Source organism: [Flexibacter] sp. ATCC 35208 (assembly GCF_001975825.1).
In the GTDB taxonomy this organism is placed as follows: domain Bacteria; phylum Bacteroidota; class Bacteroidia; order Chitinophagales; family Chitinophagaceae; genus Chitinophaga.
Genome location: NZ_MTKN01000004.1, coordinates 182,645 through 197,385, shown reverse-complemented (window position 1 = coordinate 197,385; position 14,741 = coordinate 182,645). Strand labels below are relative to the sequence as shown.

Annotated in this window: 15 protein-coding genes; 5 read left to right on the top strand and 10 right to left on the bottom strand. The window is 45.0% G+C overall.

The window, feature by feature from the left end:
* Positions 1–6: 6 nt before the first annotated feature.
* The 3 genes from BW716_RS04900 to BW716_RS04890 all read left to right on the top strand — a co-directional run bounded on the left by BW716_RS04900 (position 7) and on the right by BW716_RS04890 (position 4,083).
* On the top strand, positions 7–2,283 hold the full coding sequence (locus tag BW716_RS04900; protein WP_083721405.1) for a family 20 glycosylhydrolase: 2,277 nt from the start codon (positions 7–9) through the stop codon (positions 2,281–2,283).
* Positions 2,283–3,170, top strand: a complete 888-nt coding sequence (locus BW716_RS04895; protein WP_083721404.1) for a 1-aminocyclopropane-1-carboxylate deaminase/D-cysteine desulfhydrase — start codon at positions 2,283–2,285, stop codon at positions 3,168–3,170. Before BW716_RS04900 ends, BW716_RS04895 begins: the two co-directional genes overlap by 1 nt.
* A 106-nt stretch (positions 3,171–3,276) precedes the next feature.
* Entirely contained in the window at positions 3,277–4,083 is an 807-nt protein-coding gene (locus BW716_RS04890; protein WP_083721403.1) for a hypothetical protein, read from the top strand.
* 137 nt (positions 4,084–4,220) lie between these two features.
* On the opposite strand, the gene lipB is transcribed toward BW716_RS04890, so the two are convergent.
* Positions 4,221–4,934, bottom strand: a complete 714-nt coding sequence (gene lipB, locus BW716_RS04885; RefSeq protein WP_083721402.1) for a lipoyl(octanoyl) transferase LipB — start codon at positions 4,932–4,934, stop codon at positions 4,221–4,223.
* 285 nt (positions 4,935–5,219) lie between these two features.
* On the opposite strand from lipB, the gene BW716_RS04880 reads away from it, so the two are divergent.
* Together BW716_RS04880 and BW716_RS04875 are read left to right on the top strand one after the other, a co-directional pair.
* Positions 5,220–6,308 (top strand): RluA family pseudouridine synthase, encoded by a 1,089-nt coding sequence (locus tag BW716_RS04880; RefSeq protein WP_235643479.1) that lies wholly within the window; start codon positions 5,220–5,222, stop codon positions 6,306–6,308.
* A 125-nt stretch (positions 6,309–6,433) separates the two neighbouring features.
* Positions 6,434–8,095: a gliding motility-associated C-terminal domain-containing protein gene (locus tag BW716_RS04875; protein WP_083721400.1), complete on the top strand. Its 1,662-nt coding sequence runs from the start codon at positions 6,434–6,436 to the stop codon at positions 8,093–8,095.
* A 57-nt stretch (positions 8,096–8,152) separates the two neighbouring features.
* Here BW716_RS04875 and BW716_RS04870 read toward each other — a convergent pair whose 3' ends face one another.
* From BW716_RS04870 to BW716_RS04830, 9 genes are all read right to left on the bottom strand, one after another.
* Positions 8,153–9,079 carry a hypothetical protein gene (locus BW716_RS04870; RefSeq protein ID WP_083721399.1) on the bottom strand — a complete coding sequence of 309 codons (927 nt, stop codon included), beginning with the start codon at positions 9,077–9,079 and terminating at the stop codon, positions 8,153–8,155.
* 27 nt (positions 9,080–9,106) lie between these two features.
* Positions 9,107–9,937: an anti-sigma factor gene (locus tag BW716_RS04865; protein ID WP_083721398.1), complete on the bottom strand. Its 831-nt coding sequence runs from the start codon at positions 9,935–9,937 to the stop codon at positions 9,107–9,109.
* A gap of 3 nt (positions 9,938–9,940) precedes the next feature.
* Positions 9,941–10,492 (bottom strand): RNA polymerase sigma factor, encoded by a 552-nt coding sequence (locus tag BW716_RS04860; protein WP_083721397.1) that lies wholly within the window; start codon positions 10,490–10,492, stop codon positions 9,941–9,943.
* A 216-nt stretch (positions 10,493–10,708) separates the two neighbouring features.
* Entirely contained in the window at positions 10,709–11,524 is an 816-nt protein-coding gene (locus BW716_RS04855; RefSeq protein ID WP_220388713.1) for an anti-sigma factor, read from the bottom strand.
* Positions 11,525–11,573: 49 nt separating this feature from the next.
* Entirely contained in the window at positions 11,574–12,122 is a 549-nt protein-coding gene (locus tag BW716_RS04850) for an RNA polymerase sigma factor (RefSeq protein ID WP_083721395.1), read from the bottom strand.
* A 68-nt stretch (positions 12,123–12,190) separates the two neighbouring features.
* Positions 12,191–12,769, bottom strand: a complete 579-nt coding sequence (gene def, locus BW716_RS04845; RefSeq protein ID WP_083721394.1) for a peptide deformylase — start codon at positions 12,767–12,769, stop codon at positions 12,191–12,193.
* A gap of 106 nt (positions 12,770–12,875) precedes the next feature.
* Positions 12,876–13,286 carry a Holliday junction resolvase RuvX gene (ruvX, locus tag BW716_RS04840; RefSeq protein WP_083721393.1) on the bottom strand — a complete coding sequence of 137 codons (411 nt, stop codon included), beginning with the start codon at positions 13,284–13,286 and terminating at the stop codon, positions 12,876–12,878.
* On the bottom strand, positions 13,286–14,152 hold the full coding sequence (locus tag BW716_RS04835) for a UbiA-like polyprenyltransferase (RefSeq protein WP_083721392.1): 867 nt from the start codon (positions 14,150–14,152) through the stop codon (positions 13,286–13,288). Before BW716_RS04835 ends, ruvX begins: the two co-directional genes overlap by 1 nt.
* A gap of 6 nt (positions 14,153–14,158) precedes the next feature.
* Positions 14,159–14,689, bottom strand: coding sequence for an RNA methyltransferase (locus BW716_RS04830; protein ID WP_179090994.1), 531 nt, complete (start codon positions 14,687–14,689; stop codon positions 14,159–14,161).
* Between the last annotated feature and the right edge of the window lie 52 nt (positions 14,690–14,741).

The following is a 14,741-nucleotide window of genomic DNA, read 5'->3' as shown; positions in this document are numbered from 1 at the left end:
TAGCATATGAAAAAACTAATCCTGTCAACTCTATCAGCGCTGCTGTGCCTTTATGGTACTGCTCAAAAGAAAACAGCTGACATCATGATCATCCCGGAGCCGAAGTCACTGCAAAGTGTACCGGGTAGTTTTGTGTTGAATGAAAATGCACTGATCCATTATGAAGGTACTGCCGCCAAAACTACCGCCGGTTTGCTCAACGCTTTTTTGCAAAGTGCTTATGGGTTTAAAGTAGAAGTGACTGATAAACCAGTGCCGAAAGTAAAGTCCACCGCCGTTATCGACATCAAAGAAACAACCGGTGCACCAGAGGCCTATACTCTCTTTGTAAACAATGGTACCATTGCACTGAAAGGTGATGCAGCAGGTTTGTTCTATGGCCTGCAAACTTTACAACAGTTATTACCTGCTGAAAAAAACGCAGCGATCCATATACCTGGTGTGGAAATTTCCGATGCGCCCCGCTTCGCCTATCGTGGTCTGATGCTGGATGTAGGCCGTCATTTCTTCCCACCTGATTATGTAAAAAAGTTCATCGATGTGATGGCACAGTATAAGTTCAACCGCTTCCACTGGCACCTCACAGAAGATCAGGGATGGCGTATTGAAATCAAAAAATATCCACAGCTGACTAAGATCGCTTCTCAAAGAAAAGAAACCGTAGTAGGTCATGCTGCACGCAGCAATACTTATGATGGTAAACCATACGGTGGATTTTATACACAGAATGAAATCAGGGATATCGTAAAGTATGCTGCAGACAGACATATCACCATCATTCCTGAAATAGAAATGCCAGGCCACTCACAGGCAGTACTGGCAGCGTTTCCCAGCTTTGGTTATGGCAAGCAATATGAGACCATGACCACCTTTGGTATTTCGAAAGAAGTACTGAATCCTGCAAATGATTCTGTATTCACTTTCCTGCAGGATGTACTTACAGAAGTAATGGACCTCTTCCCAGGTAAGTATATTCATATAGGCGGTGACGAATGTCCGAAAGATCGCTGGAAAGAATCGCCACAGGTACAGGCACTCATGCAGAAACTGGGATTGAAAGATGAACATGCTTTGCAGAGTTATTTCATACAACGAATGGAAAAGTTTGTAAATAGCAAAGGTCGCAACATCATTGGCTGGGATGAAATCCTGGAAGGTGGCTTAGCACCAAATGCAACTGTTATGAGCTGGCGTGGCGAAGCGGGTGGTATTGCAGCCGCAAAGGAAAAACATGAGGTGATCATGTCTCCTAATACTTACCTATACCTCGATTACTACCAAAGCCCTGAGGCGACAGAGCCAGGCAGAATTGGTAATTATCTTTCACTAAACACAGTGTATAACTACGAGCCATTGCCACCTTCTTTGAATGCAGAAGAGCAGAAATATATCAAAGGTGTGCAGGCAAATATATGGACAGAATATATGCCTGATCAGACTTATGTAGATTACATGGCCTGGCCCAGGGCATTAGCATTGTCTGAAGTAGCCTGGTCTCCTGCTGCTAAGCGTGACTGGAAACGCTTTCAGAAGAAAGCACCAACCGTACTGGCAGCTATTGACAAGCAGGGTGTAAACTTCAGAATACCTGAACCGGCACAGCTGAAAGATACGTTGATTGCGGTACCAACTACGACGGTGACACTTACTCCCGGCGTGAAAGGCGCCGCCATATTTTACACCATCGATGGTAGTGGACCAGCTATTAACAGCAAACGCTATGCACAACCATTCACCATCAGTGTACCTGAGAATGGAACGGTTGTATTGAAGTATATAGAAGTAACACCTGGTGGTCGTAAGAGCAATGTATATAGCACGACTTATACACGTAAGCCTTACAGAGAAGCTGCGAATGTAAAACCTGCAAATAACGGATTACGTTTCTCAGCAGTGTATAAGAATGTACCCAAAACTGCAAAAGAGCTACCTGAAAAAGGTGATAGTGCAGGTACGATTGCTGGTCTGGATTTACGCCCTTTCCTTACCACAAAGAAAGATTTCGGAATCACTTACACAGGTTATGTAAAAGTAGATGCGGATGCAATGTATACATTCAACCTGCTCTCTGACGACGGATCGGTTTTATACATCGATGATGAAGTAGTAGCAGATAATGATGGTGTACATGGTACGACAGAAAAAGTAGGCGTGATCGGATTAAAGAAGGGATATCATAAAATCAGGATACAATATTTTAATACTGGTGAAATTGGCTGGATAAATGTATTGCTGTCAAAAGGCGCACAAGCATTAAATTTGCGCAATAGCCTGTTTTATTAATGTTTGACTATCGTAATATTCAGTTACAAAATATCACACCAACATGGCTGCCCGGTACAATACAGGCAGCCATGTTGCGTTTAGACCTATTACACAGTGAAGTATCAGGTAATAAATGGTTCAAGCTGCAATGTAATATTGCGGCTGCTAAGGCGGATGGAAAGGATCATATTGTAACTTTTGGAGGTGCATACTCCAATCATCTGGCGGCCACAGCGGCAGCATGCAGATTGTTGGGTATGCGGTGTACGGCAGTAGTGCGGGGAGAAGCGGCGCCCATGTTAAGTCATACTTTAGCACTGGCAAAGCAACAGGGTATGCAGTTGCATTTTGTGACAAGAGAAGTGTATAAACAGAAAGATTCAATTGATTGGAAAGAGGTCTTTCAGGATGCTTATTTTGTACCTGAAGGAGGACATAATGCGGCAGGGGCGGAAGGGTGTGAAGAGATCTTATCCATGCACGATGTTTCCGGCTTTACCCACATTATTTGTGCAGTAGGGACTGGTACTACGCTGGCAGGGTTGATTAATAGTGCGGAACCACCCCAGCAACTAAAAGGGTACGTGGTTTTAAAAGGGGCGCACTATCTTTCAGAAGAGGTAAAAGCATTGCTGAAATATCGCAGTGCACCCCAGTGGGAATTGGTTCATGAACACCATGGTGGCGGGTATGCAAAGGTCACACCGGCACTGACAGAATGCATGAATCATTTTTATAATGAAACTAAAATACCATTGGATGTAGTTTATACAGGCAAATTGGTACAGGGATTTAAAAAAGACATAGAAAGTGGTATATATCCCCCGGGAAGCAGGGTTTTATTGATCCATTCAGGCGGATTACAGGGCAACCTTTCACTCAAACCAGGGTTATTACACTACTAAAAAAAATATCTTTCTCCTTCTGCCCGGTATATTACTATATTAACGAATATTTAAAAAGGCGTTTACTATATTTGAAGCTAATTGTAGTTATAGGAATCAGGAATTTATGAAGCAGTTGTCGCGAATTTTTATTGTCACAGTATTAGCACTATCAGCATTAGTATTTTCAGTACAGGCTCAACAGGTTCAACAAAAACCACTCCCGGTATTTCCGGAATTTTCGGCCCTGATTCAAACAGGGAAGAACCGTCTTGAATTTATATCGGGTTTCAGAGACGTGAAGTCGATCGGCGTTCAGCGTTCGCTGGACAGCGTCCTGAACTTTAATACCATTGGTTATATCGCCAATCCCGGCGATATCCGGTGTGCATACGACGATGGAAAACCTTTACCAGGCTCCAACTATTACCGTATGTTGATCATCTTCAACAACGGCCGTTACTTCTTTACCAAGGTAGTCCTGGCTGTACCGGACTCCACCATCGATGACAGGGAAAAACTGACCGCCGCCGATGTAAAAGCCGCTATTGCCGCAGCCAAAGCTGCAGGTGTAGCGACCTCCACCGCACCGCCACCCGTAGTGACCGACAAAGGAGCTGCCCCGGTAAAGGAAAAGGAAAAAGAAGCGCCAAAAGAAGAGAAGATCGTATGGCATCCTTCCAATTACATTTATACTACTGCTGATGGCAATGTGAATATCAAACTGCCTGAAGCACCCAATAAAAGATATGTAATCAAGTTTTTTGAACCGGATGGAAGCTTCCTGTTCGACATCAAGGAGGTAAAAGAGCCTTTCCTCATCCTGGAAAAAGCCATCTTCCTCCATGCCGGTTGGTTCAATTTTGAAATTGTAGAAGACGGAAAAGTGCTGGAAAAGTGGAATGTGTTCATCCCACTCAGCTATAGAAACTAAAAGAGGTTATCCAAATTTAAAGAGCGTGTATCAAAATAAATAAATAAACCTCCTCTGAAGTGCTTAAAGGACTACCTATCTCCATTAGGTACCCGAATAAAAGGAGGCCGTATCTTACTTACGATACGGCCTCCTTTTTATGCGATCACCGCGTCAAAGACTTCGGCAAAATGTTTTAATAATTTCTCCTTCACCTCTGCCAGGGGAATTTCCCTGCCCAGCTCTTCCTGCATGGCAGCTACTTTCTTATCCACAATTCCGCAGGGAATAATATTGCTGAAGTAATTCAGGTCTGTATTCACATTCAGGGCAAAACCATGCATGGTCACCCAGCGGCTGCAACGCACTCCCATCGCACAGATCTTGCGGGCTTTTTTAGGATCTTCAGGATCCAGCCATACACCCGTCTCTCCCGGAGAACGGTCTCCTTTGATGCCATAGTCCGCCAGGGTACGGATCACAACTTCTTCCAGTAAACGAAGGTATTTGCCTATATCGGTGAAAAAGTGTTCGAGGTCCAGGATCGGATACCCTACTACCTGCCCGGGGCCATGGTAGGTGATATCCCCTCCCCTGTTGGTGGGTACAAAAGTAATCCCCTTGTCCGCCAGCTGTTCTTCATTGAGCAGCAGGTTTTCCATATGCCCGCTCTTGCCGAGAGTGTATACAGGGGGATGTTCACAAAAGAGGAAGTGATTCGTTGTTTCTACTACGCCATCGGCGGGGAGCTCTCCCCTGCCTCTTGCCTGTTTGATTCTTACGTTCTCCTGTAGCAACTGCTCCTGGAAATCCCAGGCTGGTTGATACTCAATTACGCCCAGGTCCTGGATATGAATGGTTCTGTTGGTCATAACCGGGCAAAGTTACTGAAAATGTTGCCTTCCGGAAATGAAATCAGGCCCTGGCTACAACTCACTACCCACGGCCATTCCGAAGCGCCATCCGCGCTATAGCACTACTATAGCGCTCTCAGGGAGATATCCCGCCTATAAGCCGTATATAACCCGCCTGTAAGCCGCCAATAACCCGCATCTATAAAGAGGCGGGATATGTACGGGATATCTACGGGTTATTAACAGGTCAGGTATAAGATGGCCCTATGGTCATACTAATGAAAAGGTCAAAATGACATACCTTTGCAGAAATTTTTGAACTACATGACCGAAGATCTGATTGAACTGGATGATGAGCTGGAAAGCGGCGAAGGCAGTGAAGAGCTGTATGAGCGTGTCAATATTGTTGCCGACAAGGGACAAGAGCCTCTTCGTATCGATAAATTCCTGATGAACCGGGTAGAAGGTGCTACCCGCAACAAAATTCAGCAGGCCTGCGAATCAGGTTGGGTCATTGTCAATGATAAACCCGTCAAGTCCAACTATAAAGTCAAAGCCTTCGACAAGATCGTGGTAATGACGAGCAAGAATCCTGAGAATACAGATGTAATACCAGAACAGCTGGACCTGAACATCGTATTTGAGGATGAAGACATTATGATCGTCAACAAGCAGCCAGGGATGGTGGTACATCCGGGTTGTGGTAACTATACCGGTACCCTGGTAAACGGTCTGGCCTGGTACCTGGGTGGTCAGAACACTGAGGTCACGGAGCCTGAAATTCCCCGTTTTGGCCTCGTACACCGTATTGATAAGAATACCAGCGGTCTGCTCGTGATTGCCAAATCAGAAAAGGCGATGAACGACCTGGCCAAGCAATTCTTTGACCACACAGTACAGCGCCGGTACATTGCCCTCGTATGGGGAGATTTTGAAGAAGATGAAGGAACGGTTGAAGCACACGTAGGTCGCCACCAACGTTTTAGAAAGATCATGGATGCATATCCTGAAGGAGAATATGGCAAAGACGCCATCACCCACTACAAGGTGCTGGAGCGCTTTAATTATGTCACACTCATTGAATGCCGGCTGGAAACGGGTCGTACCCACCAGATCAGGGTGCACATGCAGCATATCGGGCATTCCCTGTTCAACGACGATACTTATGGCGGTAACCGTATTCTGAAAGGCACCGTTTTCAATAAATACAAGCAATTTGTGGAGAACTGCTTTGAGCTAATGCCAAGACATGCCCTGCATGCCCAGACTTTAGGCTTTATACACCCACGTACCCGCAAGCCTGTCCATTTTGAAAGTCCAATGCCGGAAGATTTTAAGGCGGTGTTAGAAAAATGGAGAAGATATATCTCTGCAAGACCGCTGGAAGATTAGTTGTTAATCAGGCATCCCGCCAGGCGGGATGCCTGATTAATATGGAATGAAGTTTACGTTTTCATTAAAAAAATACCATATATCATGAATTTCTGTTAATTTTATGCCTTACCCATGTCCCAAGCATGAGAAACCTATATCTAATTATCGTGGTTTTACTCGTTTTACTCGGTTCAACCACCGCGCAGGCGTCTACGCCTTTTACCTTCAACTCAACCTGCCAAAACGATAGTATTCGTTTTATCATTGCTACCGCAGACCGTGACGGCATCGACTCCGTCAAATGGTATTATGGCGATCCAGCATCCGGCAAGTACGATTCTTCCAAAGCTATCAACGGTGTTCACCTTTACAGCACCCTTGGCGACTATACCATCACCCTGGTGGCTTACCGGAGTGGTGTGGAAGACATTTCTACCAATACGGTCACCATCGTGGCACCCGTACCTTACGACTTTGGTCCTACCGACTCTACCCTTTGCGAAGGCACTACTATTACCCTGACCGCTCCTTATGTAGCCGGCGCCTCCTACCTGTGGCAGGACAGCTCCACCGGTCAGAGCATAGTGGTAGATACCATGCAGACGTACAAGGTAAAGATCAATGGTTGCCTGGTACCTGATTCCATGAACGTATTCTATACCCCTGAACCGGAAATAGAACTCGGGAACGACGTGGTGCTTTGCCTCAACGAATACCTGCAACTGGATGCCACCGCCCAGAACTGTACTTTCTCCTGGAATACGGGAGAAACCACACCGGATATCGTTGTTCATAGCGACACCGCCCGTGCGCCATTCATGTATATCGTGAATGCCAACGCCAAGGGTTGCGGTATTTTTAGCGACAGTATCACTATCTCATTTGCTGGCACTGAGCATCCATACTCACTGGGTCCGGATACTTTATTATGCCCTGACGAAACAGTGATTATCAATGGCAGTACTTCCGGGGCAACAGCTTACCTGTGGAGCACTGGTGCTACCACCCCCACTGTGTCTGCCAGCCGCCCGATAGATTTGTGGTGCTATGCTACAATTAATAACACCTGTAATGTGATCGATACCATCCGGGTACGTTACAATGCCCTGCGCAATGTAAACCTCGGTAATGATACCATTATCTGTAAGGGTGAAAAGCTTGTATTGACTGCCGATTTCGGCACCGGTACCTACCGCTGGCAGGATACCAGTAAGCAGGCCACCTATTATGTAACCAAAACCGGTTACTATTATGTGCGTGCACAGATAGGCAGATGTGTATCCAGCGATACGATTCATGTACAGATCGAAGATACCCTGCGCGTAAGCCTGGGTAGAGACACGGTGCTATGCAACGGAGAGATTTATACCCTGTATCCAAAAGGTGCGGGCAATAACTATAAGTGGCAGGACAGTAGTACAGTAGCGCTCTACAAAGTAAATACCGCCGGCATCTATGCCGTCGTGGCGCAAAATACCTGTGGTACAGCGATCGATTCTGTGGAAGTAGGGTTTAAGGATTGTGAATGTCAGGTATGGTTACCAAGTGGTTTTAGTCCGAATGGAGATGGGAACAATGATCTATTCCGACCGAAATACAGGTGCCCCCTGCAGTCGTTTTCGATTAGTGTATATGATAGATGGGGTGCGCAGATCTACTATACCACAGATCCGGATATTGGCTGGACAGGTACCAGGAACGGAACAAGGGTACCAGTCGGAACATATGTGTGGGTGATGGAGTATACGGTGCAGAAAACAGGAGAACACATTAGAAAAACAGGCGCTATCACAGTCATACATTAAAATAAATAAAGCCCCGTTCCGAGGAACGGGGCTTTATTTATAATGTCTTTATTTATTTTATCTGGTAAACTCGTGAAACTTCGCTATAAATATCGCCGTCTCTCTCTTTCTGAAAGGCACATCCCATGTACCTTCGTAGGTCACTAAAATCGGCGTCAACAGATTTTCTCTCTTCACCAGCTGCACATTCATCTTCACATTGAAATCAAATACCAGCGTTTTATAAGAAAGTGAATATTTCCTGTTGACAATGTCAAAGCTTTCTTTGGAGAAGTAAGTGATCAGCTCATTGATCACGATATCATTCTTATCAAAATACCCCAGGTTCTTTTTCGCTGTCGCAGAAAACACCCAGCAGGGTACTCCATTGAATTCCTCTGAGGTAATAGAGAAATCGTACAACCGCATCACTTCCGGATCAAATATGGCGACCTTACCGCCTACGATAGGTACGCCCTTGATAGGCTGACCAGGATTGAAAATCAATTGTTTGAGCTGGGCTTTGTGTTTGGCGAGGTTCCCTTTGGAGGATTCTATCGATTCCCCGTTGGCTTTGGCACACACGGTACCTTTGGTAAAGAAGAAGTTTGCATACAGTTCAGCAGTATAGTACTTATAATCTCCTTTGGAGGTATAAAAATCGCCACCCGTCTCTTCGTGGAGTACTTTCATAGTACGGCAGGTTCCCTGCATGGTTTGCACGGTCTGACTTTTCAGGAAAGCATCTACCTTTCCTTTCTTCCCATATATGCGAATATCATTGTCGGCCGAATAGCCCAATAAATGAAGGTTCCGAAATGCTCTGTAGAAGGTAGTATCTGTCTCTACCCGCCTGATGAAGCTATTAACATCAAAGCCCACCCGTTTGGCCTGAACCACTACTTCGTCAAGATTGACGGTCATCCCCCTATAGTTGGCCGTATCCTGGGCAATTGAAATGTTACTGATAAAAAAAGCAACAATGAATAACAACAATGATCGCATGCTGCAAAATTACGAAATACCGTGGGATTATATCTTACCGGCTACGTACATCTGATCTAAAGTTGGTTCCGGACTACCACCTTTTTTCTCCAAGGTTACGGCAAACATCTCTGCATTGCCAATAGATTTCATTTTTTGGATAATTTTGGCTTCGGTACCGGTTTCAAACACGCCCATGTCTACGGGTTTACCGTCTACAATGGCCCATAGCTGGTATTGCTTTTCAGAAGAAGGTTGTGGAAGGTTGTTTACCATTACGAAGACTTCTTTAGAAGCCTGGTTCCAGTATATGGTAGCGAGTGCTGTCGGGAACGATTTGGTACCCGGCATCTTCACTGTCTTCATGGAAGGATCCTGTACAATGTGCAGATCTTGTTCTGCCTGTTCCAGTCGGGTACGGTATACATTGGTTTCGGCAGCTACAGAAGTATTAGCCGCAGCCATTGCTTCGTATCGCTGTTGTAAACCATTGTACTGTGTATACTGGTTATAATTTAAAAATGCACTACCTATGAGTAAAAGGATTGAAGCAGCAGCTACCCAACGCCATGTGCTGCTTACGAGTATTCTGCGTACGGGTGTTTCCGATATATTGTCTTCATCGACGTAAGTACCGTTTGCACGTGCAGTTTCTTCGGTATCGAGCTGTGTAAATAATCTCTCTTTTAAATTGGCAGGTGGCGTGACTGATTGATAGATTATATATTGCTCCATATCCTGCTGGCAGCTTTGGTACTCTGCCGCAACCTCGGGGTATTGTGCTATTGCAAGTTCCAGTTCCTCCCTTTCACTGGAGGAAGCCAGTCCGCTGACATAAGCTTCAATAATCCCAGAAGATATGTAACTTTTTGAACCCACTTCTTAAACTAATTTTAACAGGTTTCTTAATTGAATGATCGCGTTCCGCATCCTTGTTTTCACCGTACCCAAAGGGATCTCCAGCACCCTGGAAATTTCTTCCTGTGTGCATCCTTTGTAGTATGCCAAATCAATGATGATACGTTGCTCTTTTGTCAGTTTTTCCAGAACCTTAGAGAGTCCGAGATGGTCAACGGAAGGGTGTACGGCTAAGTTGCCAGTATATAGATGTACGTCGTCTCCGATGTCCTGGATTTTCTGATCCATTTTATGTGCCTTAGAACGAAGCGTGTCAATGGCTGTATTACGTGTAATATTGAGCATCCAGGTAAACAAACGACCTTTACCTTCGTCGTAACGATCAATGTTTCGCCAGATTTTCAAAAACACTTCCTGCAAACAATCACTCGCATTGCTTTCGTCGTTGAGCACTTTCAGCGCCACGCCGTATAAGGCCGGTGAGTAACGGTCATACAGGTAGCTAAATACCTTTTGGTCTTTAGCCTTTAAGCCCTGAATCAGCTCAGATTCCGTATATGTGAACGCGGATTCCAAAACAATTAAAGAATTATGTTAAAAATTACTTTTCACGTGTGCTCCCACATCATAGCCGTAAACGCTACAGAAAAAAGTACCCGTGATCCGGTACAGCTGCGTGTGATTACAATGAATACAAATAATAATTAATGGTTAAAAGGAATGCAATAATAAAGGAAATATAGCAATTATTACGGAATAATTGAAAATGAGAGAGTAAGATACTTTTTCATATCATCCAGCTACCTTGCCAGCTACAAACATCTGGTCTAGTGTAGGAGTTGGGCTACCGCCTTTCTTTTCGAGGGTTACGGCAAATGCCTGTGCATTGACAACGTCTTTTACCTTTTGCATGGAGGCTGACAGATCGCCGGTAGCGAACACACCAGCGTCTATACATTTACCATTTACAATGGCCCATAGCTGATATTGCATGTCAGGCGGAGGTTCTGGCAGTTTTTGTGCGAGAATAAAAGTTGCTTTTGATTCGGGATCCCAGCAAATAGTGGCTACATTTCCGGTATGCCTGGGCGTTCCCAACATTTTAATCCATTTAAATGCAGGATCTTTCATCATCGTCAGTTCTTCCTGGGCATGGTGCAATTGTGCCGTCAGGGAGTCCTTTTCGACAGTAAAAGCGGACTGACTACTTTGAAGGCTGGCGTACTGATTCCGGGAATCGTTGTATTTGGTATAATAAGCAATGTTCATGACAGCACTGGCTACAAGCAGGATAAATGCGGCAGCGGCACCATATTGCCATATTCTTAAAGGAGAAACTGTTTTTTTAGGGGCGTAGTCGATTACAGGAATTTCCTCTTCGCCTGCAACGGGTTGGGCCACGGGAATATCCGGCTCATTGGCAACGGTATCCTGTTTTAATTTATTGAGGATTTGCTTTTTCAGATCAACGGGTGGCCTTTTCGCATACATCATCACGTACTTCTCCATATCCAGCTGCACAGCATCTACAGCAGCCTTTACTTCAGGATGCTGTTGGATCGCGGCCTCCATTTCGCGGTTTTCCGCTTCGGAGACTAAACCGATCACATGGTTTTCAATAATTCCGGATGATATGTAACGTTGAACATCCACTTGCTTACATCTGTTTTAGTATATTCCGCAATTGTATGATCGCATTTCGCATTCTGGTTTTGACTGTACCAAGTGGGATATCCAGTATTTTGGAGATCTCATCCTGGGTACAACCTTTATAATAAGCCAGATCAATGATAACACGCTGTTCCTTGTTCAACTGTTCCACCACTTTAGCCAATCCCAAATGATCAACAGACGGGTGTACCGCCAGTTGATCGACTATGTGGGAATTGTTTCCTATTTCCTGAACTTTCTGGCCCAGCTTGTGGCCTTTGGAGCGGAGGGTATCGATAGCTGTATTGCGGGCTATGTTCACCATCCAGGTGAACAGACGACCTTTTTCTGTATCGTAACGGTCTATACCTCTCCAGATCTTGAGAAAGATTTCCTGCAACACATCGCCGGCAAGCGTTTCATCAACCACTACTTTGAGGGCGATACCATATAATGCCGGTGAATAATGATCATATAAGTAACCGAAAAACTTTTCGTTTCTGGCTTTTAATCCAGTTACCAGTTCGGCTTCAGTATATGTAAGTGCTGCTCCCAAATATAGTTGATTAGTTTGCAGGCACTAAAATAATAGGGATTTTTAACATTACAAAATTTTCACACGTTTTATTTGTGAAATATCATCTTGTAATCAACCTTGATTTTTCCTTTGGAGATATCGTCCAGCTTGCTTTTAATCATTCTACGCTTAAGTGGCTTGAGATGATCGATGAATAACTTACCATCGATATGGTCGTACTCATGGAATATAACGCGGGCTGTGACGCCGGTAAAGGTATCTTCGTGAGGCTGGAAGTGTTCGTCCACATAGCGGATGGTCACAGTTTCAGGACGGTAAACGTCTTCTCTTACTTTAGGGATGCTGAGGCAACCTTCGTTGTAAGGCCATTCTTCACCACTGGTAGCTACGATATGCGCATTGATGAAAACGCGTTTTACACCGGCATCGCCAGGGTATTCGTCTTTTTCATCTTCTTCCAGGTTATTGATAATTTGTTCGCTATCTATTACGAAAAGGCGGATGGGCCTGTTAATCTGAGGTGCTGCGAGGCCTACACCACTGGACGCGTACATGGTTTCCCACATATTAGCGATCAGCTTGTCTAATTCTGGGTAATCTGGTGTGATATCTTCACACATTTTACGGAGGACCGGATGGCCGTAGGCAACGATTGGTAAAATCATTCTATGGTATTGTTTTAAAAATGCGAAGTTACGAAAATGACAAAAAAATCGCTTTGGCCATAGGCAAAAGCGATTTTTTGTTCAGGCAAATGCCCAAATGGAATGTTTATTTTGAACGCAGGTATTCCTGTAATATAATGGTGGCACTGATCTCATCGACCAATCCCTTGTTCTGTCTGTCTTTTTTCTTCAACCCACTATCTATCATGGTCTGAAAGGCCATTTTAGAAGTAAACCGCTCATCTATCTGCTTTAGCGGCATATTTGGGAAGTTCTTTTTCAAAATACGTACACATTCTGCTGCTAAAGCCGTCGCATCTGTTTCGCTTCCATCCAGGTTCTTTGGTTCACCTATCAGAATAAGTTCTACCTGTTCGGTTTCGAAGTATTTTTTCAGGTAAGGAATCAGCGTTTGAGACGGTACTGTAGTAAGACCCGTTGCTATTATCTGCAGGGGATCTGTCACTGCCAGTCCGGTCCGCTTCTTTCCATAATCTATTGCCAGTATTCTCCCCATTATGCTAAAAATAACATGTCAGCAATTGCAAATATTGCGAATACTACACTTGCAATACCATTTGTGGTCATGAAAGCGATATTCACCTTACTCAGGTCATTGGGTTTTACCAGCAGGTGCTGAGAGATCAGCATGATGATGAATACTGCCGCTCCAATGGCATATAACCAATGGAACTGCCCCATTAACCCAATCGTAATAGCCAGTGCACCCGCTACTACATGCAATCCTTCAGAGAAATGCAGGGCGCCTGCCTTTCCTAACCAGGTAGGCACAGAATTCAGGGCCTGAGAACGGTCAAAATCTTCATCCTGCAGGGAATAAATGATGTCAAAACCAGATACCCAGCACAGCACCAGGCAGGACAGCAATACCGGCAATGCCGCAAACTGCCCTGTTACAGACAGGTACGCTCCTATTGGCGCCAGTGACAATCCTAAGCCCAGTACCAAATGGCACAGCGCCGTAAAGCGCTTGGTATAACTATATCCCAACACTACGATCAGTGCGACCGGTGACAGGATAAAGCAGATCATATTAATAAAGTAAGTAGTGAGGATAAATGCGCCACAGTTCAAAATGATGAACAACAGGGCGTTGTTCTTCGTAATCACACCAGCAGGAATCTCGCGTTTAGCAGTACGTGGGTTGATCTTATCGATATCCACATCCAGCCAGCGGTTAAAGGCCATGGCCGCACTTCTGGCAAAGACCATACATAATACCACCAATACGAACAGCTGCCAGCTGAAAGAGTACCCTGCCCTGGCAGTGGCGATAAAGAAGCCCGTCAGCGCAAACGGCATGGCGAATATGGTGTGGCTGAATTTTACAAGCGAGAGGTATTTATTTACAGTCGTAATCATCTCCTGTTACTTTTTTAACTTTACAAAGATATCCCAAACTACGATACCTGTGCTAACAGATATATTCAATGAGTGTTTCATCCCAAGCTGCGGAATTTCAATACATCCGTCCACCTGCTTCATCACTTCTCCATCCACACCAGACACTTCATTGCCAAATACCAGTGCCAGGGGCTGATCGCCACCAGGCTGGAACTGGTCCAGCATCACACTGCTTTCCGCCTGCTCAATGGCCAGTACGCGGTATCCCCCTTCTTTTAAAGCAGCTACAGCTTCGGTAGTGGTGGCATAATATTGCCAGTGCACCGTTTCGGTAGCACCCAGGGCGGTTTTCTGAATATCGCGGTGAGGGGGAACAGGCGTATACCCACAGAGTATAATGCCTTGAATCAGAAAGGCATCGGCCGTTCTGAATACGGAGCCTACATTGTGCATGCTCCGGATATTGTCCATGACTAATACCAGTGGTGTTTTTTCGGCGGCCTTGAATTCTTCGATCGTTTTGCGGCCTAGTTCGTCCATGCTCAGTTTTCGCATAGCGCAAAGTTATAGCAATTGCTAAATAAACCACATTTTCTATATTTTTGCC